This window comes from Pseudoduganella plicata (assembly GCF_004421005.1).
Taxonomy (GTDB): Bacteria; Pseudomonadota; Gammaproteobacteria; order Burkholderiales; family Burkholderiaceae_D; genus Rugamonas; species Rugamonas plicata.
The window spans coordinates 61,249-83,768 of record NZ_CP038026.1 but is presented as its reverse complement, the minus strand read 5'-3'; the positions used below and the strand labels follow the sequence as shown (position 1 = coordinate 83,768).

General features: G+C 67.7%; 20 protein-coding genes. 6 read left to right on the top strand and 14 right to left on the bottom strand.

The features are described 5' to 3' along the window. Window positions 1-10: 10 nt before the first annotated feature. From E1742_RS00335 to E1742_RS00315, 5 genes are all read right to left on the bottom strand, one after another. Window positions 11-2,230 carry a hybrid sensor histidine kinase/response regulator gene (locus E1742_RS00335; RefSeq protein ID WP_229466394.1) on the bottom strand — a complete coding sequence of 740 codons (2,220 nt, stop codon included), beginning with the start codon at window positions 2,228-2,230 and terminating at the stop codon, window positions 11-13. A 244-nt stretch (window positions 2,231-2,474) separates the two neighbouring features. Then, window positions 2,475-5,135: a bifunctional diguanylate cyclase/phosphodiesterase gene (locus E1742_RS00330; protein WP_134382700.1), complete on the bottom strand. Its 2,661-nt coding sequence runs from the start codon at window positions 5,133-5,135 to the stop codon at window positions 2,475-2,477. After that, window positions 5,132-5,563, bottom strand: a complete 432-nt coding sequence (locus tag E1742_RS00325; protein WP_229466390.1) for a phosphate ABC transporter substrate-binding protein — start codon at window positions 5,561-5,563, stop codon at window positions 5,132-5,134. Before E1742_RS00325 ends, E1742_RS00330 begins: the two co-directional genes overlap by 4 nt. A 10-nt stretch (window positions 5,564-5,573) precedes the next feature. After that, window positions 5,574-5,864: a hypothetical protein gene (locus E1742_RS00320; protein ID WP_134382696.1), complete on the bottom strand. Its 291-nt coding sequence runs from the start codon at window positions 5,862-5,864 to the stop codon at window positions 5,574-5,576. Further along, window positions 5,780-6,835: a hypothetical protein gene (locus tag E1742_RS00315; RefSeq protein WP_134382694.1), complete on the bottom strand. Its 1,056-nt coding sequence runs from the start codon at window positions 6,833-6,835 to the stop codon at window positions 5,780-5,782. The genes E1742_RS00320 and E1742_RS00315 overlap by 85 nt, the downstream gene beginning before the upstream one ends. A gap of 260 nt (window positions 6,836-7,095) precedes the next feature. On the opposite strand from E1742_RS00315, the gene E1742_RS00310 reads away from it, so the two are divergent. After that, on the top strand, window positions 7,096-7,512 hold the full coding sequence (locus E1742_RS00310; protein WP_166793372.1) for an NUDIX hydrolase: 417 nt from the start codon (window positions 7,096-7,098) through the stop codon (window positions 7,510-7,512). 87 nt (window positions 7,513-7,599) lie between these two features. On the opposite strand, the gene E1742_RS00305 is transcribed toward E1742_RS00310, so the two are convergent. The 6 genes from E1742_RS00305 to E1742_RS00285 form a co-directional block, all read right to left on the bottom strand. Beyond that, window positions 7,600-9,135 carry an FAD-dependent oxidoreductase gene (locus E1742_RS00305; protein ID WP_134382690.1) on the bottom strand — a complete coding sequence of 512 codons (1,536 nt, stop codon included), beginning with the start codon at window positions 9,133-9,135 and terminating at the stop codon, window positions 7,600-7,602. Between the two features lie 11 nt (window positions 9,136-9,146). Further along, window positions 9,147-9,464, bottom strand: coding sequence for a hypothetical protein (locus tag E1742_RS26510; RefSeq protein ID WP_229466382.1), 318 nt, complete (start codon window positions 9,462-9,464; stop codon window positions 9,147-9,149). Then, the gene (locus E1742_RS26505) at window positions 9,461-9,724 is read right to left on the bottom strand and encodes a hypothetical protein (protein WP_229466380.1); all 264 of its coding nucleotides are present in this window, start codon (window positions 9,722-9,724) and stop codon (window positions 9,461-9,463) included. Before E1742_RS26505 ends, E1742_RS26510 begins: the two co-directional genes overlap by 4 nt. Before the next feature lie 10 nt (window positions 9,725-9,734). Then, the gene (locus E1742_RS00295) at window positions 9,735-10,919 is read right to left on the bottom strand and encodes a zinc-dependent alcohol dehydrogenase (RefSeq protein ID WP_134382688.1); all 1,185 of its coding nucleotides are present in this window, start codon (window positions 10,917-10,919) and stop codon (window positions 9,735-9,737) included. A 223-nt stretch (window positions 10,920-11,142) separates the two neighbouring features. Next, on the bottom strand, window positions 11,143-11,715 hold the full coding sequence (locus E1742_RS00290) for a hypothetical protein (protein WP_134382686.1): 573 nt from the start codon (window positions 11,713-11,715) through the stop codon (window positions 11,143-11,145). 222 nt (window positions 11,716-11,937) lie between these two features. Next, window positions 11,938-15,531, bottom strand: coding sequence for an indolepyruvate ferredoxin oxidoreductase family protein (locus E1742_RS00285; protein ID WP_134382684.1), 3,594 nt, complete (start codon window positions 15,529-15,531; stop codon window positions 11,938-11,940). A gap of 130 nt (window positions 15,532-15,661) precedes the next feature. Here E1742_RS00285 and E1742_RS00280 point away from each other — a divergent pair, with 130 nt between their 5' ends. Both E1742_RS00280 and E1742_RS00275 read left to right on the top strand, forming a co-directional pair. Beyond that, window positions 15,662-16,129, top strand: a complete 468-nt coding sequence (locus tag E1742_RS00280) for an Lrp/AsnC family transcriptional regulator (protein ID WP_134382682.1) — start codon at window positions 15,662-15,664, stop codon at window positions 16,127-16,129. Window positions 16,130-16,160: 31 nt separating this feature from the next. Continuing rightward, window positions 16,161-17,045 (top strand): helix-turn-helix domain-containing protein, encoded by an 885-nt coding sequence (locus E1742_RS00275; protein ID WP_134382680.1) that lies wholly within the window; start codon window positions 16,161-16,163, stop codon window positions 17,043-17,045. Window positions 17,046-17,069: 24 nt separating this feature from the next. Here E1742_RS00275 and E1742_RS00270 read toward each other — a convergent pair whose 3' ends face one another. Next, complete coding sequence (locus E1742_RS00270) at window positions 17,070-18,020, bottom strand: 2-hydroxyacid dehydrogenase (protein WP_134382678.1); 951 nt, start codon at window positions 18,018-18,020, stop codon at window positions 17,070-17,072. A gap of 61 nt (window positions 18,021-18,081) precedes the next feature. On the opposite strand from E1742_RS00270, the gene E1742_RS00265 reads away from it, so the two are divergent. Further along, window positions 18,082-18,771 carry a 4'-phosphopantetheinyl transferase family protein gene (locus tag E1742_RS00265; RefSeq protein ID WP_229466890.1) on the top strand — a complete coding sequence of 230 codons (690 nt, stop codon included), beginning with the start codon at window positions 18,082-18,084 and terminating at the stop codon, window positions 18,769-18,771. Here E1742_RS00265 and E1742_RS00260 read toward each other — a convergent pair. After that, window positions 18,761-19,666 carry an NAD(P)/FAD-dependent oxidoreductase gene (locus E1742_RS00260; RefSeq protein WP_134382674.1) on the bottom strand — a complete coding sequence of 302 codons (906 nt, stop codon included), beginning with the start codon at window positions 19,664-19,666 and terminating at the stop codon, window positions 18,761-18,763. The two genes, E1742_RS00265 and E1742_RS00260, sit on opposite strands and share 11 nt — an antisense overlap. 103 nt (window positions 19,667-19,769) lie before the next feature. Here E1742_RS00260 and E1742_RS00255 point away from each other — a divergent pair, with 103 nt between their 5' ends. Then, a complete protein-coding gene (locus E1742_RS00255; protein ID WP_134382672.1) occupies window positions 19,770-20,183 on the top strand; it encodes an Rrf2 family transcriptional regulator in 414 nt (137 codons plus the stop codon). Window positions 20,184-20,249: 66 nt separating this feature from the next. On the opposite strand, the gene E1742_RS00250 is transcribed toward E1742_RS00255, so the two are convergent. Further along, window positions 20,250-21,818: a methyl-accepting chemotaxis protein gene (locus E1742_RS00250; protein ID WP_134382671.1), complete on the bottom strand. Its 1,569-nt coding sequence runs from the start codon at window positions 21,816-21,818 to the stop codon at window positions 20,250-20,252. 207 nt (window positions 21,819-22,025) lie between these two features. Between E1742_RS00250 and E1742_RS00245 the strand changes: the two genes are divergently transcribed. Then, window positions 22,026-22,514 carry a hypothetical protein gene (locus tag E1742_RS00245; RefSeq protein ID WP_134382669.1) on the top strand — a complete coding sequence of 163 codons (489 nt, stop codon included), beginning with the start codon at window positions 22,026-22,028 and terminating at the stop codon, window positions 22,512-22,514. The last annotated feature ends 6 nt before the right edge of the window (window positions 22,515-22,520 follow it).

Below are 22,520 nucleotides of genomic sequence, written 5' to 3'. Positions count from 1 at the left end.
GCATTTTAGCCTACGGCACTGCTTCCGGCGTCAACACCCCCAGCACCGCCACCAGCTTCGCCGTATCGAGCGGCTTGACGAAATACTGATCGAAGCCGGCCGCCAGCGCGCGTTCCTGGTCTTCCTTGCGGCCGTAGCCCGTCACGGCGATCAGCAGGGCGTTGGCCGTCGCGGGCTGCTGGCGCAGGCGGGTGGCGAGCTCGTTGCCATCGATGTCGGGCAGGCCGATGTCGAGAAAGCAGACGTGCGGCGTGGTCTTGGCGGCCAGGTCCAGCGCCTCGGACGCACGGTAGGCCACGCTCACTTCGTGGCCCGCCGCCTCCAGGAACAGCGCCAGCGTCTGCGCCGCGTCGACGTTGTCGTCCACGACCAGGCAGCGCAGGCGACCGGGGCGCGCTCCCTGCGGCGCCGACGCGTTCGCGCCAGCGGGCGTTTGCAGCACCTCTTCGTAAGGCAGCTCGACCGTGAACATGCTGCCCCGCTCCGGTCCCGGGCTCTCCGCGCGCACCGTGCCACCGTGCAGCAGCACCAGCGTGCGCGCCAGCGCCAGCCCGAGCCCAAGGCCACCCTGCGACCGGTCGGACGTGCGCTCGGCCTGCGTGAACAGGTCGAACACGCGCGTCACCAGTTCGGGCGCCATGCCGATGCCGTCGTCGGCCACGGTCAGGCGCGCGAGATTGCCCCCCTCGACGCGCGCCAGGGCAATGCGTACGTGGCCGTATTCCTGTGTGTACTTGGCCGCGTTGTTGAGCAGGTTTGCCACCACCTGCACCATGCGCTTGTGGTCCGCGCTGACGCCCACCGGCGTGTGCGGCAGGTCGATCTGCAACTGCTGGCGCCTGGCCTTGAGGAGCGGATACGCCTGTTCGACGGCGTCCTCGACGACGGTGCGCAGGTCCAGCAGCTGGCGATTCAGCTTGACGAGGCCGCGCGTCACCCGCGACACGTCCAGCAGGTCGTCGATCAGGCGCGTCATGTGCGCGACCTGGCGCACGATGATCTCGGCCGTGCGCGTCACGGAGGGGTTGTCGGCGTGCGCCAGCTTCAGCACCTGGGCGCCGGAACTGATCGGCGCCAGCGGATTGCGCAGCTCGTGCGCCAGCATGGCCAGGAACTCGTCCTTGCGCCGGTCCGCCGCCTGCAGCGAGGCGGCGGCCGCATCGCGTTCCAGCTCCTTCTTCTGCAACGCCTGCGCCATCTCGTCCAGCGAGCGGGCCAGGTCGCTGATCTCCTCGTTCTCGTAGGGCATGCCGGTACGCGTGTCCAGCGAACCGGTGGCGATGCGGTTGGCCGTCCGCGCCAGCGACTGCACGCGCCGCACGATCAGGATGTCGCCACCGAACCAGGCCGCCAGCAGTGCCAGCGTGACGGTAGCGACCAGACCGACGCTGGCGATCAGCTGGTCGCGCGTGGCCGCCGCAACGATTTCCTCGTGCGGAATGCCGATCATGACGGTGTAGTCGGACACCTCGTGACTGCCCACCCGGGCAAACGCGTACAGGCGCTCGACGCCGTCCGCATCGGCCACCACGACGGGCGTCTTCGGCCGTGTTGCCAGCGCCGCCAGCAGCGCGGCCGGCGCCTTCCGGCCGAGCCACTCCGCCGAATCCGGACGGCGCGAGATGATGGTGCCGTTGGCATCCGTTGTCCACAGTACGGAGCCGGGAGAGAGCTGCACGTCCAGCACGAATTTGTCCAACTCCGCCAGGTCGAGCGCGGCAAACAGCACGGCCACGACCTCGCCCCGCTTGATGACGGGATAGGTGAGATTGATCGTATGCCTGCCGATCACGCGGCCGAATACGTAATTGCCCGCGATGAAGCGGCGCTCCGTCACGGCGCGGCGGAAGTGCGGCCGGTCGGCCAGGTTGACGACGCTGCTGGAGGAAACGGCGCTGCACGTGACGTCGCCGTTCATGCGGATCAGGCCGAAATTGACGTAGTCGGTGTTCTTGGCGAGGATGTCGGACAACAGCACGGAACAGTCGTCCGGGTCTGCCAGCACGTCGGGCACGCTGGACAGGTCGCGCAGGATCTGCCGTGCGCCTTCGATCGACTGCGCCTCGTTGGCCGCGGCCAGGTTGGCGACGCGCTGCAGGTTCTCGCGCGCCACCTCGATGGCGTGCTCGCGCTCGCGCACGCCGGTCATGACCGTCATCGCGGCCATCGGCGTGATGGCCAGTCCTACCAGCAGGATCAGGCGTCCGCGCAGGCTGTTCAGCCTGAACACGGCGACACCTGTGCCGCCGCCCCGCAGGCGCGCCGTGGCGCCCGCAGAGCGGTGGAGATGGCTGCCCGGCCGTATGGGACGGTGGCGGCCCGTGGCCTGTCGGAATGCAGCATGACGATTATCCTTGTTCTTGGCTTCCCGATTTTACCAGTACAAATGTAGAGATGGCGCCAGCCGGCGCCGGAGCCGTTCTCGGAATGGCGCCAGTACGCAATCCGACCGCTCTCTACCGCGTCGGGAGCGCTCAGGCGGCGGCATCCTGCCGCGCCAGCAGCGCCGGGATATCTTCCGGCGGTACCGGCTTGCTGAAAAGGTATCCCTGCATTTCGTCGCAGCCGTACTGCGCCAGGAACGCGCGCTGCTGCTCCGTTTCAACGCCTTCGGCGATCACCCGCATTTGCAGCTGGTGCGACAGCGAGATGATGGCGCGCGCAATCGCCTGGTCGTCGCTGCTGTGCGCCAGGTCGCGCACGAACGACTTGTCGATCTTCAGGCGGCTGATCGGGAACGACTTCAACGCCGCCAGGCTGGAATAGCCGGTGCCGAAATCGTCGATCGACAGGCCGATGCCCATCCCTTCAAGCTCGCGCATCTTGTCGATGGCCTGCTGCACGTCGCGCATGATCAGGCTTTCCGTCACTTCCAGCTCCAGCCAGCGCGCCGCCAGTCCGGCGTCGCGCAGCGCATCGGCCACCCGCGCGACCAGGCGGCGGTCGTCGAACTGGCGCGGCGAGACGTTGACCGACACCACCAGCGGCGCCACGCCCGCATCCTGCCAGCGACGCGCCTGGCGGCACGCTTCGCGCAGGACCCATTCGCCGATGGCGACAATGCTGCCGCTTTCCTCGGCCAGCGGAATGAAGTGGTCCGGTCGCACCATGCCGCGCTCGGGATGATGCCAGCGCAGCAGCGCCTCCACCCCGAACACCTGGCCGCTGGCCAGGTCGACCTTCGGCTGGTAGACAAGGCGCAGCTCGTCGTTGTCGACAGCCTTGCGCAGCCCTTCCATCAGCGCCAGCTTCTCTTCCAGCGACGCGTTCATTTCCTGCGCATAGAATTGCACGTTGTTCTTGCCCAGCTCCTTGGCGCGGTACATTGCGGCGTCGGCGTTCATCAGCAGCGTGCCGCCATCGCGGCCGTCGCGCGGATACATCGCCACGCCGATCGAGCAGCTCACCTGCACCTGCTGGCCCTCCAGCGCGATCGGGCGCACCACGGCCGACAGGATCTTCTCCAGCAGCCCGGCCGCTTCCACGGCGCCGTCCGCGACCTGTCCCTGCGGCAGGACCAGCACGAACTCGTCACCACCGAAGCGGCCCACGGTGTCGCTGCGGCGCAGGCACTCGACCATGCGGCCGGCCACCACCTTCAGCAGTTCGTCCCCGGCCGCGTGACCCAGGCTGTCGTTGACCAGCTTGAAGCTGTCCAGGTCCACGAACGCCACCAGCAGGTGCTGCTTCTCGCGCTCGGCCAGCAGGATCGTCTGCTCCAGGCGGTCGCCGATCAGGCTGCGGTTCGGCAGCCCCGTCAACGTATCGTGATGGGCCATGTGGACGATGCGCGCCTCGTCGCGCTTGCGCTCGGAGATGTCGCGCAGGATCGCCACCAGGCCGCCTTCGACCCCGACCACCTGCCAGTGCATCCACTCGGCGCGGAACTCGGGCATCTCGTTGCGCCACTCCTCCTGGTGCACGCCGCCGGCCGCCATGATCTGGGCCAGCCGGTCGAACATGCCGTTGGTGCGGGCCTGCGGCAGCCATTCGCACACGGTATGGCCGCGCAGGTCGGCCTTGCTGCGCCCCGTCATCTGCTCGGCCCGGCTGTTGGCCGAGGCGATGCGGAAGTCGACGATGACGCCAAGCGGGTTGCGCACGGCGCGCAGCACGAAGAACGCGTCCAGGTTCGCTTCCGACGCGGCCGCATACGTTTCCTGCGCCCGGCGGATGCGGCGGCGCGCCTTGGCGCCCTGCCACGACCACAGCCACAGCAGCGCCATCACGAGCACCGTCCCGGCCGCGGCGGCGCCGGCTTCCCACAGGTACTTGCGGCGCTGGCTCTGGAACGGTGCCATCTGCTCGGACTCGGCCAGGCCCACCAGCACCACCAGTCCATAAGCGCGCAGCGCGCGCGTGCCCGTGTAGCGGGCCACGCCGTCGAAACTGTCGGTCCACGGCTGCGCCACCGGCTTGCGCCACGCATCCAGGTCGAAATGCTGGCCCCAGCTGCTGCGCTCACCGATCCGCACGGCGCGCGCCACGCCGTCGTTGCCCACAATGGCCAGCAGGCCCAGATCGCCCTGGCGCGTGCGCTCGTACCCACTGGTGAAATACGCCGGCTCGACTTCCAGGATGGCCACGCCGGCAAAGCGGCCGTCGCGGTCGTTCAGGCGGCGCGTGAAATGCAGGTGCCAGTCGCGGCGCACCGCATCGCGCATCGCCTGGGCCACGTACACTGCGTCCAGCCGGCTGTCGCGATGGATGGTGAAATAGCGCTCATGCCGGACCGACTGCCGCGTCGCCTGCGGGCTGCTGGCGACGATAGTCCCGGAAGCATCGGCGATGCTGACGGCGAACACGAGCCCGGGCGGCAGCAGGTCCTGCTCGGCCAGTTCCGGCAGCGCGCCCGCGGCGCCCTTGCGCTCGACGGCGTACTTGATCACCTTCAGCGCCTGGTCGATGCCGTTCAGGTTGCGCACGGCCTGCGCCTCGTAGGTCTCCAGCACTTCCTGCACGGAGTCACGCGCCGCCTCTGCGGCCGCCGCGCGTTCGTTGGCGATCAGGTGGAAGGCGGCGCCGAAGATGACGGCAACCAGCAGAACCGTAAACACCGGCAGCGTGACGTACGTCTCCAGGCCCAGGCGCAGCAGGCGCAGCCGCGCCGCTTTCGTGGCGAGCGCGCGGATCATTTCAGCACCAGCACGGGGCGCACGGTCGGATCGAGCGCCGCGCGCTCGATATAGCCGACCATGCCGGGGTTGTCGGCCACGAGCCGGCGCACGGCGGCGCTGCTGGGCGCCTCGCGCGGCGGCTGGCCCCGACCGGTGAAGATCATCTTGGTCCAGTAAGCCTTCATCAGCGCGGGCGAACGGTGCGCCACCTTGCGGTAAAACTCGTCACGCAGCGGCGAGCCGACACTTTGATCCAGCGCCACCGCCTCGCCGCCGTCCGGGAGGCTGTAGCTTTCGCCCAGGAAGATACCGGCGGCCTGGTCAGTGCGCAGCATCGTAAGAGGCGTGCGAGCGGAGACGATGACGACCAGCTCTCCCACCTCGGCCGCTGCGGCGGCGCTCACCGCGCATGCGGCCAGCACGGCCGCGAGGGTTCTCTTCAGCATGGCCATCCCGTCAGAACACGAAATCGACGGAGGCGCTGAACACGCGGAACGCGTGGCCCGACCGGAAGCCGGGCTGCACGTTCACCAGCGACCCGCTGGAGCCATCGCGCGGGCGCGCCACATCGTACTGGAGCTTGACGGCGTAATTCGGCGCCACGTCCCAGCGCAGGCCAACGTTGGCCGCATCCTGCGTCGGCACCTCGCGCAGGAAGTCGTTCAGCACGGCGTTGGCCTGCCCGGCCAGCGCCGCCGCCGACGGCGGCAGGTCGACGGTGTCCAGGCCGGGAACCTGCACGGCCATGTTGGCGCGCACGCGGCTGAGCGTTGCGTAGGGGTCAGGGAGCCGAAGCGGTAGCCGGCGCTCAGATAGGCGCCCGTCTGGTCGCCCAGCATCGAGCGCGTATTCACGCGGCCCACCTCGCCCGTCACGAACCAGCTGCCCGGATCGTAGTTGAAACCGCCGCTGAGCAATGTCGTGCGGGTCGAACGCACGTCGTAGCGCTCGACCAGTGCCTGGCCCTGCGGGCCGAACCGCTGCAGAACGTCGAACAGCTCGCCGGCACCGGGAATCTTCAGGCGCGCCTGCGCGAACGAGCCGCCCAGGGTCAGCGCGCCGATGACGACCGAGTGATTGACGCCGCCCATGCGCGCATGCGCCGTAAACTCCGGCGCCAGCGGCACCGACGTCGAGCCGACGAACAGCTGCGTGCTGTGCCGCGCGTTGCCCGTGCGCCAGCGGTACGTCGCGTCCACGCCGTCGCTGTTCGTGATGGGCATGGTGCTGTACAGCTCCACGGGCGGGCGCACCCACGGCAGCGCGAAGCTGGCCTTGCGGTAGTCGGCTGCCAGGAACATTGGCGCGGCGATGCGGCCGATACGCAGCGACAGATCCGGCGTGGCCTGGTATTTGATGTTGGCCCATTCGACGTGCGGCTTGAAGCCATCTACCATGGTACGGTCCGATACCACCTGGATCACGCCGGACCACTGCCTGTCCAGCTGTACGGCCAGCTGCGCGCCGAGGCGGCTGTCCACGTCGAAGGCCCAATCGCGGCTGTAACCGGCGTGGCCGGGCGACAGCGGCGTCGCCGAGTAATCGGCCTCCTTCATCGACGAATGCACGGCGCCGACGGTGCCGAACCCGCCGAACGTCCAGCGCGGACCATCGGCCGCCTGCGCGCATGCACCGCCACCTGCAAGCAAGGCAACGGTAACGACGCCCGCGGCGCGGGCACGACAATGGCAACTGACAGGGCGACGGCTCTGTGGCATGAAGGAATCCGATGACTAACGATGTACAGGAGCGGCGCGGGGCGCGGGGCTCGACAGATCAAGGCGAGCATCAGCTCGCATGGATGCCGGAACGGCGGGGCACGGGGATGAGGTGCGCCTGTACTTTATCTCAGGAAACAGTAACTGTCGATAAGTTTCCACATGGAACTAGTGACTGACCGCTCGAAACAACAGCAAGGCGCCGTGCAGAGCGGCGGTCCCCTACAATACGGCGACAGTTTTTACCTAAAGGATGCCAATTGGACACGTCATGCGGAACTCTGGTCTTCAACGACAGCGGCCAGCTGCTGCTGTGCCACGTGACCGGCACGGCGCACTGGGACATTCCGAAGGGTCTGCTGGACGGGAGCGAAACGCCGCTCGCGGCGGCGCAACGAGAGCTGTTCGAGGAGGCGGGAGTGCGGTTCGACGCGGCGCGCTACGTCGAGCTCGGCATGTTCGACTACCGGCGGGACAAGCGGCTACACCTGTTCCGCGTCGATGCAGGCGACGAGCTGGGCACGCTGGAGGGCCTGCAATGCACCAGCTTCTTCCCGCACCGCTACACAGGCAAGCCCACACCGGAGGCGGACGGCTACCGGTGGGCGACGCGCGACGAGGTGCGGACCCTGTGCTGGCCGCGGATGGCGGAGCGGTTGCTGGCAATCGACTGGTAGTGGTCGAGGGGGCTGGGACCGGCTCCCGTGCCGGGCGAACGCCCTGCGCAGGTGCTGGTCCCCCGAGTGTGCACGGCGGCACCGCGGTCAGCCATGTTTGCCCGCAGCCACCTTCGCCAGCGGCGCCGCCGAAGGCCCGTGCAGCACGTTTCCTTCGATATCGAAGCGCGAGCCGTGGCACGGGCAGTCCCACGATTTTTCGCCGGAGTTCCAGTGCACGGCGCAGCCCATGTGCGGGCAGGCGGCCGAGAGGAACGTCAGCCTGCCGTCGTTGGCGCGGTGCACGGCCATGAGTTTCAGGCCATCGCGGATCAGCGCGCCCTCGCCCGGCGGGATGCGGTCGGGCGCACTCACTTCGCCGCCCTGCAGCCAGTCCGTGTACTGCGCCAGCGTATTGGCCTGCTCCATCATGTACTCGCCCATGCTGTGGATGGGCTTGCGGGCCGGGTTGTACAGCGGCACCCATGGATTGCTGCGGCCCTGGATCAGGTCCGTTATCAGCATGGCGCCGGCCGTGCAGTGCGTCATGCCCGTGCCGGAGTCGCCCGTGATCAGGTAGACCTCCCCCTTCTCGCCCGGCGCGCGGCCCAGGTAGGCGACGCCGTCGGCCGGCTCCATCACTTCTCCCGACCAGCGGTACACCACCTCGCCCGCCTGCGGAAAGCGCTGGCGCGTCCAGGCTTCCAGCTCGTCATAGCGGTGCTGCGGCGTGCCGTCCTGGCCCACCTTGTGGTCCTGTCCGCCGACGACGAGGATGTCGTACGGCTGCTCGCCCTCCTGCGCATCGAGGCGCACGTAGTGATAGGGGTCGGCCGTGTCCCACAGCAGGAATGGCGCCAGCGCGCCGCGCGGCACCTTCATGCCAACGACGTAGCTGTGGTATCCCACCACCTTCGTGTGCATGATTACGCGGGTATTGAACGGCGTATTGGTGGCGACCACGACGGCGCGGGCGCGGATAGCGCCCCGTTCCGTCGTCACCGTGATGCCCTCGTGCGAGCTGGCCAGCTCGCGGGCCCGGGTACCGCCGTGCACGCTGCCGCCCAAGCGCTTGATGGCACGCAGCAGCCCGGCCATGTACTTCACCGGATGGAACTGTGCCTGGCGGTGGAAGCACAGCGCCGCCCCGGTATCCCACTCCAGCCCCGGCACGCGCAGCAGGCGCTCGGCGTCCACGCCCAGGCGCGACGTGGCGGCGTGCTCCTTGTCGATGATGTCCGCACCGCCCTCGGCTGCCGGCACCAGATAGCCGTCCAGCCGGCGGAAGTCGCAGGTGATCTGCTCGTTCTGCACGATCGCCTCGACCTGGCTGATGGCCTGCTCGAAGCTGTCGCGCAGCAGCGCGGCCTTTTCCACGCCGAGGCGCTTGACGATCTCGAAGTAGCGCTCGTCCGGCGGCATGAAGTGGGCCGTCGTGCGGCCCGTCTCGCCTGCACCAACGTCGAGCGCATCGATCAGCAGCACCTGCCGGCCTTCCTTGGCCAGCAGGTAGGCCGCCGTCAGCCCGGCAATGCCGCCGCCGACAACGCAGACGTCCGTTTCCGTATCGCCGGCCAGCGGGGGGTTGGCCGGAATCTGGGCCGTCGCGGTCCACAGCGACGTTGTCGCAGCATTGCTTTGCATGCCGGCCTCCGTCAGTAGCGGTCGCGGCTGTCGCTGCGCCGTTTCAACAGGTAATAGCCGACGCCGGCAACGGCGGCCGCGACGGCGACCTTCTTGACCAGGCCGCTCCGGTTGTGCTCCCACTCGGCCTTGATGCCCATCTCGGCCAGCACGTTCGGCACGTGGCCGCGCGCCAGGTCGTCAACCACGCCCTCCACCATGTTGACGCGGTCGGCCAGCAGCAGCAGCAACCAGTGGCGCAGGTCGTTCTCGGTGGTCTTGAAGGCGGCCCGGCGCAACATGCCCGATACGCCGCTCGGCGGCTGCGGGCTGCCGAACAGCGGCGTCATGTGCGGGCGCTCGGGGAGACCAGCACCTCGACGTGCTGCTCCTGCTGTGTCGGCTGCATCAGTGGGGCGTCCAGGCGCTGCGGCATGCGCTCCATCGGCACGCCGGGCCGGTTCTTTCGGTCCAGGTCGGCGCCCCAGCCCTGGATGGCGGAGCGGTCCACGGGCGGACGGCCATGCTGGAAGACGGCGAGGTCGTTCTTGCCACCGCCTTCATGGCCGTGCTCGTGATTGTGGTCGTGCTTATGATCGTGATCGCTCATGGTGTCCTCCTTATGGCAACGCGGTAGCTTCGACGACGCGCGTCTCGCGCGCGCTCGGCGGGATCAGGACAGTCTTGATGCAATTGTCCAGCTTGCTGGAGAAGATGTGATACGCATCCGACACCTCTTCCAGCGGCACGCGGTGCGTGATGATCTGCTTCGGATCGATACGGCCGGCCTGGATGTGCTCGATCAGGCGCGGCAGGTGTCGCTTGACGCTGGCCTGGTTCATCCGCAGCGTCAATCCCTTGTTCAGCGCATTACCGATGGGTATGGCATTGAACGTTGGGCCGTAGACGCCGACGATCGACACATTGCCGCCCTTGCGCACGGAGTTGATGCACCAGTGCAGCGCCGTGGCCGAGCCAGCCTGGATCATCGTGTAAGGTCCCGTGATCGTCTGCATGGCGTTGCCGGCCGCTTCGCAGCCGACGGCATCGATGCACACATCCGCGCCCAGCCAGTCCGTCATCTTCTTGATGTGCAGGGCCATGTCGTCCACTTCGCGGAAGTTGACGACCTCGCACTGGGCATAGCGGCGCACGAAGTCGAGCCGGTACTCGACGTGATCGACGACGATGACGCGCCCCGCGCCCATCAGCCACGCGGATTTGGCGGCGAAGATGCCGACGGGGCCGGCGCCGAACACGACCACCGTGTCGCCCTCGGCGATGTCGCCCATCTCGGCGGCCTGGTAGCCGGTCGGCAGCGCGTCTGTCAGCAGCACGGCGTCATCCTCATGGATGTCGGCCGGGATGACCGTCGGGCCCACGTCCGCCATCGGCACCCGCACGAACTCGGCCTGCCCGCCGTCATAGCCGCCGGCCGTGTGCGAATAGCCGTAGATGCCCCCCACGGCCGACGCCTGCGGATTCGTGTTGTGGCAATTGCCGTACAGCTCGCGCTGGCAGAAGAAGCACGAGCCGCAAAAGACGTTGAACGGCACCAGCACGTGGTCGCCGACTTTCAGTTTCTTGACGTCCGAACCGACGTCCTCGACGATGCCGACGAATTCGTGGCCGAAGGTGGTGCCGACACGCGTGTCCGGCACGAGGCCATGGTAGAGGTGCAGGTCGGACCCGCAGATGCACGAGCGCGTGACGCGGATGATGGCGTCGCCGGGATGCTCGATGACGGGGTCGGGTTTGTGGTCTGCACGCACGCGGAAGGGACCGCGGTAATTCATCGCCAGCATAAAGCCTCCTGTAGAGTGTATTCGGATGATTCGATTGTGTTCTGCTGCCAGGTTCGGTTCAAACTGAACTGAAGGCTGCGCCACGCGCATGCCTTCAAGGTAGAGCAAATCCCCGGCGATTGCGATAGACGTACGGTAACGTGCGCAACGTACTGCCTTCGGTCTGTCGATTCGCCGGGCAAGAAAAAGCCGCCGAGGGCGGCTGAACTTGCTGCGCGCCCCCTTAACGGGTCGGCGGCGTGGTGGGCGTGTTGGGCGACGTGGTGGTGCCGGACGAGCTTGCGCCCGTCCCCGTGCCTGCCGCGCCGCTGGTGCCCATGGAGCCTGTCGAGCCGGAGCGGTTGCCGCCCGTGGTGCCGGTCATGTCGCTGCCCGCGGTGCCGGTCGCGCCGGAAGTGCCGGACGCACCCGACGTGCCCGACATACCTGAAGTGCCCGACGTACCCGTGCCGCTGGCGCCCGAGCTGTTCATGCCGGCCGTGCCGGAGGCACCGCGCGAGGTGGCCGTGCCCGTACCGGCGGTACCGGACGAGCCAGTGCTCCCGGTTGCGCCCGACGCGCCGGAACCGCTGCCCGTGCTCATGTCGGTGGAGCTGGAGCCGGCGCTGCCGGAAGTGCCGGAAGTGCTCTGATCATGCTTGGCGCTGCTCTTTTTCGACTTGTCGGCCTTCTGCGATTTCTTCGCGGCCGAATTCTTTTGCGGATCGGTATCGGTGCTTCCGGAGCTGGTCGACTGCGCCGCGACACCGGCACTGACGAGCATTGCTGCGATGACCATTGCGAGTTTCGTCTTCATGAGGTTCTCCTTTGCGTTGTTTTACCGTGTCCGTCACGGTGAGACAAAATTGTCCCATGACGCAGGGATACCGGAAGTAGGACTACACGCCGCATGGCGGTCGGAACTTCGCCAAGTAATTTACAATTTTTTATGGTTGCCGCGACGACAACGGCGCCGCGACGGAACGATTCGGTTCAGTCCGGGATCGTTCCGACGCACACGCGGCTGGCAGTACTCTACCTATGCCGCGTGTGCCGGCTGCTGCCCAAGACCGGGGTTCATCTGTGCCCGCAAGCGCTGCGCCTCCTGCGCCGCGAGCGCGGCGTTCTGTGCCTTGACGTGCCCGAAGCCGCGGATGCGCTCGGGCAGCCGGGCCAGCTGCAGCCACGTCGCCTGGTTCTCCAGCGTCAGGCTGGCGCACAGCTCGTCGATCAGCGCGAAATATTCATCCCGCAATGCCCGCTCATGGCGCCGCTCGGCCGTCCAGCCGAACGGGTCGAGCCTTGTTCCGCGCAGTACCTTCAGCGGTGCCAGCAGCCGGAACGCAGGCAGGATCCAGGCGCCGACACGCATCTTGGCTGGCACGCTTGAGCCCGGTTTGGGCCGCGCCAGCAGCGGCGGCGCCAGGTGGAACTCCAGCCGGTAATCGCCGCCGAACTGAGTGTCCAGCTTCGCGCGGAAGGCGGGATCGGCATGCAGGCGGGCCACCTCGTATTCGTCCTTGTACGCCATCAGCTTGAACAGCGCGCGCGCGACCGCCTTCGCCAGCGGCGTCTTCGAGGCCGGCCCATCCACTGCCCGCTCGCGCTCTTCCACGCGGCGCACCGCCGCCAGGTAGCGCTGCGCGTAGGCGTCGTTCTGGTATTGCGCCAGGCGCGGCATACGCTGCGCGACCAGTTCCTCCAGCGTGGCCGGCGCCGTGAACTGCACGACCTTGCCGCTGCCAGCCAGCCCCTCCAGCGCTTTCATGTCGGCAGCGGCCAGGCGGCCCAGCATCAGCGCCAGCCGGTTCATCGGCACGGCCACGTTGTTCAGCTCCACCGCGCGCAGCAGGGCCGCCAGCGAGACGGGCACGAGCCCCCTCTGCCACGCGTAGCCCAGCATCAGCATATTGCCGGCGATGGGCTCGCCCAGCAGGCGCGTGGCCAGCTCCTGCGCGTCCAAGCCATGGACACTGGCATCGCCGGCGGCCCGGCGCAGCTGGGCGAACAGGCCGCCCATGTCGTTACTGGCGTCGGGATTGCGGGTGAACTTCGCGGTGGGGATTTCCCGTTCGTTCGCGATCACCTGCGTATGCCCGTGGCGCATGACGGCCAGCGCGTCCGGCATGGCGGCGACCACGACGTCGCACGCCAGCACGGCATCGGCCTGCTGCAGGTCGATGCGGACCTGGTGCAGCGCACGCGGCGAAGCGGCGACGCGCACGTGCGACATGACGGCACCACCCTTTTGCGCAAAGCCCATGAAGTCCAGGGTCGAGGCACCCTTCCCTTCCAGGTGCGCGGCCATCGTGATCAGCGCGCCAATGGTCACGACACCGGTGCCGCCGACGCCGGCCACGAGCATCTCGAACGGCTTCGCGCTTGTAAAGTCATACGGGGGCGGCGGCGGAAACGCGGCCAGCGTGGCTTCGATGCCGGCGACGTCCAGCCTGGCCGCGGCCGGCTTCTTCATCTGTCCGCCCAGCACGGAAACAAAGCTGGGGCAGAAGCCTTCCACGCACGAGTAGTCCTTGTTGCACGATGCCTGCTCGATCTGGCGCTTCCTGCCCAGCGGTGTTTCCAGCGGCAGGATCGACAGGCAGTTCGACTGCACGCCGCAGTCGCCGCAGCCTTCGCAGACTTCTTCGTTGATGACGACGCGGCGCGGCGGATCGGGGAACTCCGTATGCGTGGCCGTGTTCTTCTTGCGCCGGCGGCGCTTCTCGGCCGCACAGGTCTGGTCGTACACCAGCACGGTCACGTTCTGTATCTCGCGCAGCTGGCGCTGCACCATGTCCAGCTCGGAGCGATGGTGCACCGTGACGCCGGCCGGCAGTTTCACGTCGCGGTAATTCTCCGGCTGGTCGGTGACGATCACCGCGCGCACGGCGCCTTCCGTCAGCACCTGCTGGACGATCTGCGGCACCGTCAGCTTGCCATCGACCGGCTGGCCGCCCGTCATCGCCACGGCGTCGTTGTACAGGATCTTGTACGTGATGTTGGCGCGCGCCGCGACCGCCTGGCGCAGCGCCAGGAAGCCGGAGTGGTAATACGTGCCGTCACCCAGATTCTGGAACACGTGCGGGCGGCCGACGAAGCGCGACGCGGCGACCCACGTGACGCCCTCTCCGCCCATCTGCGTCAGCTGCACCGTGTCGCGCTCCATCCACGTCGCCATGAAGTGACAGCCGATGCCGGCGATCGCCGTGCTGCCCTCGGGAACCCTGGTGGACGTGTTGTGCGGGCAGCCCGAGCAGAAGTACGGCGTGCGGAGCGCGTTGGCCGGATCGGCCTTGACGGCGGCGGCGCAGAAGTCCGCCAGGTAGCGCGGCAGGTCCAGCTGCGGCAGGTGCGGTGCCAGCCAGCGGACCAGGGCCGGAGCGATGCGCGACGGCCGCAGCTCGCCGATGGCGGCCAGCAGCGGCTGTCCCGCCAGGTCCGTCTTGCCCAGCACCTGCGGGCGCCGCCCGGCGGCACGGTTGTACAGGTGGTTCTTGATCTGCTGCTCGATGACGGGATCCTTCTCTTCGACCACCAGCACCTCGCGCAGGCCCTCGGTAAAGCGGTCCAGCCGGTTGGGCTCCAGCGGCCACGTGAGGCCCGGCTTGTACAGGCGGATGCCCAGTTCTTCCAGCCGCGCCGGCGTCAATCCCATGCGCTGCAGCGCTTCCACCAGATCCAGGTAGGCCTTGCCGGCGCTGACGATGCCCAGTGTCGCGTGCGGTGCCGTCGCGACGAAGCGGTCGATCGAATTGACGCGGGCGAACGCGCGCACGGCGTCCAGCTTGGCGGCCACGCGCTGCTCGATCTTCAGGCTGGGCAGGTCCGGCCAGCGGTAATGCAGGCCTTCCGAGGGGTACGTATAGTCCTTCGGGGTGACGTAGCACGGCATGGCCGGCAGCTCGACGACGGCGCCGCCCTCCACCGTCTCCGAGATCGCCTTGAAGCCGACCCAGTTGCCGGAAAAGCGCGACAGCGCCCAGCCGTACAGGCCGAATTCCAGGTATTCCTCGATATTGGCCGGGTTCAGCACGGGCATGCTCCAGGCCATCAGTGCCGCCTCGCTCTGGTGCGGCATCGACGACGACACGCAGCCATGGTCGTCGCCCAGCACCACCAGCACGCCGCCGTGCGGCGACGAGCCGTACGCGTTGCCGTGCTTGAGCGCGTCGCCGGAGCGGTCCACCCCGGGGCCCTTGCCGTACCACATGGCGAATACGCCATCGACCTTGCGGGTGGGATCCGTCTCGACCTGCTGCGACCCCAGCACGGCGGTGGCGCCCAGGTCCTCGTTGATGGCCGGCAGGAACTCGACGGCATGCGCCGCCAGGTGCTTCTGCGCGCGCCACATCTCCTGGTCGACAGCGCCCAGCGGCGAGCCGCGATAGCCGCTGACAAAGCCGGCGGTATTCAGGCCCCGGGCGGCGTCCAGGCGCTTCTGCATGGTCAACAGGCGCACCAGCGCCTGGGTGCCGGTGAGGAAGACCCGGCCCGACTCGCGGGTCAGGTTGTCCTGCAAGGCGTATCGGGGATCGACTATCGCGGGATCGGCAGTGGTGCCAGCAACGGGCGCGTTGGATGGGGGCGTGGCGGCCTGCAGCGCGGCGGCGCCTTGCGTGGTATGGGCATTCATTATTATTCCTTGCCTCGATGGGCTTTGTCTCCGTGCCGAAGATCTTAGTTGCGCGGTGGCGGAATAATTTCCCTATTTATTGTTGTGTGTGCTACTGTTTTGGTAAATCTTTTCGGTTTTCGACCCCAAAATGAAAAACCATACCCTGGACGCGTCTTCCGTGAAAATCCTGGCTGCTCTGCAGAAGAACAGCCGCCTGTCCACGGCCGAGCTGGCGGAGGCAGTGGGCCTGTCGGCCACGCCATGCTGGCGCCGGCAGAAAGAGCTGGAAGACAATGGCTACATCACACGCTACGCGGCGCTGGTGGACCGCCGCAAGGTCGGGCTCATGGTGTGCTGCCTGGCCCACGTTTCGCTGAACCGCCACTCGGCCGGCGTCGTCGAGGCGTTCGAGAGCGCCATGCAGGCACGCGCCGAAGTGGTGGAATGCTACGAGACGACGGGCAATTCCGACTACACGATCAAGGTGATCGTGCCGGACATGGAGGCCTACCAGAACTTCCTGCACGAGGTCATGTTCAAGCTGCAGGGCGTTTCGCAGATCAACACCAACGTGGCGCTGCGCGAGGTGAAGTACCAGACCGCGCTGCCCCTTTGAGCCATGGCCGCTAACGGGATACACTGACGCCATGAAAACGCTGCCCCGCGAAATGCCCCGCTTTGCCCTGTACGGCGACAACGCGGCCATCAACAATGCCGAGTTCGTCCACATCGAACCGATCCTGCCATACGAGCGCCCGAAGGGCTGGCACGTGGGACCGCACGTACACCGCGGCCTGTACCAGCTCGTGTTCCTGATGACGGGGCGCGCCACGGCGCAGGTGGAAAACATGGTCTGGCAATGCGACGGCCCGGCCGTCATCGCGATTCCGCCGACCATCCCGCACTCGTGCGGGTTCCGCGACCAGGCCGACGGCTGGGTGGTCTCGATCGATCACCGCATCGTGGCGTCGCTGAACCTGTTCGCGCCGCTGTTCGAGCGCCCCCAGGCATTGCGGCTGCAGGAGGCACCCGAGGTGCGCGAGCGCCTGACCGCCCTGCTGCGCGAACTGGCGGCGGAAGCGCGCGGGCCCCGCTACGGCCAGCCGCTGATGGTGGAATGGCTGGCGCGCGGCATCCTGCTGCTGCTGGTGCGGCTCGACACGGAGCGCCGCCTGGCGGACGAATCGGGCCGCGAGGACTTCGAACTGTTCAGCGCCTTCCGCGCCCTCGTCGAGCAGCACTACCGCGAACAGTGGCTGGTGGCGCGTTATGCGGAGGAACTGGGCGTCACGCCCGCGCGGCTCTCGCGCGTCTGCGAAAAGCTGGCCGACAAGTCGGCATTCGACATGGCGCAGGGGCGCCTGCTGCTGGAAGCGTGCCGCAAGCTGACGTACATGCCCGCTTCCATCGCCAGCGTGGGCGAGGAACTGGGCTTTCGCGACCCCGCCTACTTCAGCCGCCTGTTCAAGAAGCTGATGGGCGTCACGCCGAAGCAGTTCCGCGAACGGGCGCTGCACGGCACGACGCCTTAGGCCGCCGCAACCCTGCGGCAGCCTTTACTGGACGGGCGTCAGCAGCCGTGCGCCCGCGAAGTGTGCCAGCAGGTTGTCCACCACCAGCTGGCCCATCGCATGGCGCGTCTCCACGGTCAGGCTGCCCACATGGGGCGTCAGCACGACATTGGGCAGCGCCGTCAGCGCGGCCGGCACTTGCGGCTCGTTCGCGAAAACGTCCAGCGCCGCCGCCCCCAGCGTGCCGTTCGCCAGCGCCGCCGTCAACGCCGTTTCATCGACGATCGATCCCCGCGCCACATTGACCAGCGTGCCCTGCGGCCCCAGCGCCGCCAGCACGCCCGCGTCGACGAGCCCGCGCGTGGCCGCGCCGCCCGGCGCGCAGACGACCAGGTAGTCCGCCTCCTGCGCCAGCGCCAGCAAGGATGCGCTGCGCGGCACGTCGGTATCGGCCACCACGTTCGGCTGGTAGTAACGCAACGCCATGCCGAAGCCGGCGAGCCGCGCCGCGACGGCCTTGCCGATGCGCCCGAATCCATAGATGCCGGCCGTCTTGCCGCGTAGTGTGCGTGCCGGTGTCAGCGGCACGCGGGCGCCCCATGAGCCGCCGCGTACATAATGATCGAGCGCGGGAATGCGGCGCGCGGCGGCCAGCAGCAGCGCCACCGCAAGGTCGGCCACGTCGTCCGTCAGCACGCCCGGCGTGTTCGTCACCTTGATGCCGCGTGCGCGCGTGACCGTGAAATCGACGGCGTCCACGCCGATGCCGTTGACGGCCACGATCTCCAGGCGCGGCAGGCGCGCGGCCAGCGCCGCGTCCATGCCGATCGTGCCGGTCGTCGCAAGGCCGCGCACGTTGGCGCCGACGGCCGCGATAAAGGCGTCGTGCCCGGCGGCTGGTTCCCGCCACAGGTGGTGGCACGCGAACTGCGCATCCAGCTGCTCCATGACGGGAGCGGACGGACTGGGGGCCATGACGAGGATTTCCGGCTTCATCGGTCTTTGCGTTCGTGGTCGATAGCGCTATTGTAGGGTGTTCGCGTTAATCTTGTCCGACATGCCACCCTTTATCGCCCGGCCTCACGTGCTCCCCTGGCCACTGCCCGATGCGCCCACGCTGGCCGTGCAGTTGATCGAGTTTACAGCCGAAGCCTTCACCCCGGCCGCCTTTGCCGCCCACGCGCTGGCACTGCCGGCGCATATCGAGCGCAGCGTGCGCAAGCGCCAGGCCGAGTATTTTCATGGCCGGCTGGCCGCCCGTCACGCGCTGGCGGCGGCCGGCCTGCCGGTTACCGACATCGGCACCGGCACCGGACGCCAGCCGCTGTGGCCCGTCGGTGCGATCGGCAGCATCACGCATAACGGCCGCCGTGCGGGCGCCGTCGCCCTGCCGGCCGGGGCATGGCACGGCGTGGGCATCGACATCGAGTCGCCCGCCACGCCGGAGCAGCTGGACAGCCTTGCCAGCCTGGCCGTAAGCGCCGATGAGCTGCGCCTGCTGGGCGCCGACCGCGACGCGCTGCTGCCGCTGGTCTTCTCCGCCAAGGAAAGCTTCTACAAGGCCGCGTACGGCGCCGTCGGCCGCTTCTTCGACTTTTCCGCCGTGCGGGTGACGGCCATCGACACCGACCGTCTGACCTTCATCGTGGCCGAACCGCTGTCCCCGCATTGGGCCGTGGGCACGCCCGTGCAGGCGCACTGGCGGCGGCTGCCCGACGGCGACGTGCTGACGGCTGTCATCTGGTAGCCATCGCCAGCGACTGGTGCACTGCGACGCCGGCCATGACGCCGGCCGCCGAGGCGAACGTTGCGTTGTGCATGATCGTGGCGGCATCGCCCGCCGCGTACACGCCCGGCACCGTCGTCTGCTGCATCGCATCGACGCGCACCAGCGGTCCGGTCATGCCGTCGTCCACCGCGCATCCCAGCTGACCGGCCAGCGGCCCCGGATCCGTGCGCGGCGCAACAAACAGGCCGCCCAGCGGCACGACGCGTCCGTCCGCCAGCCGCACGCCCGTCAGCGCCGGCGCCTCGCCCAGCAGCGCAACGACAGGCGTGCGTTCGATCGTCACGCCGCGCGCCGTCAGCAGCGCGGTTTGTTCGCCGTCCGGCTCGAACGCCCCTTGCGTAAAGTACGTGGTCGGCCCCCAGTCCGGCAGCAATGCGGCCTGGTGGGCCGATTTCTCGTGGCCCGCGAGCACGCCCACCGGCGCGCCGTGCAGCTCGTAGCCATGGCAGTACGGGCAGTGCAGCACCGTCCTGCCCCACCTTTCGCGCAGGCCCGGCACGTCCGGCAAAGTATCCCGCACGCCCGTGGCCAGGATCAGGCGTGCCGCGCCATGCCTGCTGCCATCGGCACACGTGACGCTGAAACCTTCGGCCGACGCCGTTGTGGATCGCGTGACCGCCGTCGCGGCGCCTTCGTGGAAGCGGACAGTCGGATAGGCCGCCAGCTGCGCCCGCGCAGTGGCACGGATGGCGTGCGGCGCCACGCCGTCCTGCCCCAGGAAGCCGTGAGCGGTGGCGGCAAAGCGGTTGCGCGGCTCGCCCGCGTCGATCAGCAGCACACGGCGGCGCGCCCGTGCCAGTTGCAGCGCCGCAGACAGACCGGCAAAGCTGCCGCCAATAACGATGACATCCATGATTCCTCCGTGATTATGTAACTCGGGTTGTTTCATGAGTGATTCTTTCACGGATCGCCTTCTCACGCAACTCCATTAGTTGCGCAAGGTGTAGAATCCAGTAATGAGATCCGACAGCCGACTATCGCGCATGCTGCACGTGCTGATCCACATGGACGCCCATGCGGGCCGCGCCACGTCCGACGCCATCGCGCACATGCTCTCCACCAACCCGGTCGTGGTGCGCCGGACCATGGCCGGCCTGCGCGACGCGGGGTACGTGCAATCGGAAAAGGGCCACGGCGGCGGCTGGGTGCTGGCCCGCCCGCTGAGCGAAATCTCGCTGCTGGACATTCATCGGGCGCTGGGCAGCCCGTCCGTGTTCGCCATCGGCATCAGCAGCGACCACGCGGGGTGCCTTATCGAGCGGGCCGTCAACGTCGAGTTGGGCGGCGCATTGCGGCAGGCCGAAGAACTGTTGCTGGAACGCTTTGGCAGCGTGACGCTGGCGGACCTGGCAAAGAGCGCGGTGCCATAAAAAAACCCGGGACGGACCCGGGTCTTGACGAACCATTTCCCCAAAACAGGGGACTGTCCCGGGTTGTCAACGCAGCTTGAAGATGGCCACCGCCTCATCCAGCTCGCGCGCCTGCTCCCTCAGCGATTCGGCTGCCGCGGCGGCCTGCTCCACCAGCGCTGCGTTCTGCTGCGTCACGCTGTCGATATGCGCGATGGCAGTACCGATCTGGGCGATACCTTCCTGCTGCTCGTTACTTGCGAGCGAAATTTCCGTGACGACCGCACTGACCTGCTCGACGCTCGTCAGCACTTCGCGCATCGTGGCGCCGGCGCGGTCTACCAGCGCGCGGCCGGAGCCCACTTCCGCCACGGACGAGGTGATCAGCTCACGGATCTCCTTGGCCGCGGCCGACGAGCGCTGCGCCAGGTTGCGCACTTCGCTCGCGACGACGGCGAAGCCGCGGCCCTGCTCGCCCGCGCGGGCCGCTTCCACCGCGGCGTTCAGGGCCAGGATGTTGGTCTGGAACGCGATGCCGTCGATCACGCCGATGATTTCCGCGATCTTGCCGGAGCTTTCGCCGATCGCGCTCATCGATGCCACCACCTCGGCCACCGTCTGGCTGCCGCGACTGGAGACACCCGATGCCGCGCTGGCCAGACGGGCCGCCTCGCTGGCGTTCTCGCTGTTCTGGCTGACGGTGCTGGTGATTTCCGTCATCGACGATGCCGTCTCTTCCAGCGAACCGGCCATGTCTTCCGTCCGGGCCGACAGGTCGGCATTGCCCGTGGCGATCTCGGCCGACGCCAGCGCGATGGCCTGCGTGCCGCCCCGTACCTGGGTGACGATGCGCGACAGGTTGCCGCTCATCGTGCCCAGTGCGCGCAGCAGCTCGCCGATCTCGTCCTTGCGGGTCGACCGCACGTCTGCGCGCAGGTCGCCGTCCGCCACGTCGCGGGCGATCGACACGGCGCGCGCCAGCGGTCCGGTGATGCCGCGTACCAGCGTCACGACGATGACGGTGCCGATGGCAACGGCGGCCACGAGCAACGCCAGCAGCAGCCAGACCGAGCGCGCGTAATCGTTCGCATTCTTCGCCTCGACCGCAGCCATGCGTTCGGACGCCGCTTTCTCGATGAACGCGACGATCTTGTCGATCTGTTCCGTCGGCGCGCGGTCCATGCCCTTGACGAGGCCGTCGACAACCTTGGCGCTGGCGGGATCGCCCACCACGTACTGCTGCAGCGCCGTCAGGTAGCGCTGCTGCAGGTCGCCGTGCAGGCGCGTTGCCTCCTCGACGATCGCCGTGTCCAGCTGCAGTGCCGTCATCGTCCCTTTCAGCGAGGCCAGCTGCTTCGACGTTACGTCACCCGCCTTCACGAACTTGCCGCGATACGTCGTCATGTGTTCGTCGTCATAGCTGCGCAGCAGGATATTTTTCCACTCCTGCACCTGGATCTTGAACTCGACCTGTGCCACACGCGCACTGTCGACGGCATCGAGCAACTGACCAGCCTCGGTAAAGCCGGCGGCATTGCGCTCGTTCATGGCGCGCAGTGCGGACCAGCCGGTCAGGCCGACGAGCAGCAGAGTAATCAGGAAGAACACGCCCAGCAACGACAGGCGGACGCCGATTTTAAGATTAGCGAGTTTCATTGTTAGCGTTAGAGAGTACAACGGTGGCGACGGAAGCCGCGGTTCGGGCAGGGATAGGGACCGAGGGAGGCCGGCAGGTTTATTGCCGTATAGAATCAATGGTAGCATGCGGCAAGGCGCGCGTCACGTATTCCCGCGCCTTGGACCGATTGTGGCGCATGGACGCAACGCGCGCGTGTACACTGATGTTTTTCTGGTAAGGATGCGATGTCGATCTTCTCAAAAGCCGCCCTGAAGCACGAAGCGGATCTGGCCCAGGCCAAGCAGGCCGCGCAGGAACAGGCTGCGCGCCAGGCGCGGCTGGACTTCCGCGAACAGTACCGGCAGACGCTGGAGAACGTCGTGCGGCCGCAGTTTGCCGCCGTGCGCAAGCAGATGTACGAACATGATTACGATGGCAAGGTCGAGGAAGGCAACGACGGCTGGAACGATTTTATTCGCCTGATCTTCGTCCCGGAGAAAAACCGTCTGGCCGCGCACGCGGGCCGGGATGCCTGCATGCTGACGTTTGCCGCCATCGAGAACAGCTGCCTGCTGGAGTGGACCAGCGCGTTCGACCAGCGCGCCCGCGACGGCAGCGGCAAGGAAGGCGGCACCATCGGTTGCGCCGATCTGACGCCGCAGTGGCTGGAAGCGAAGCTGGGCGAGTTTTTCGAGAAGGCCTTCGCGGCCCGCGTCAGGAAGCAGGGCAACTAGCGGGAC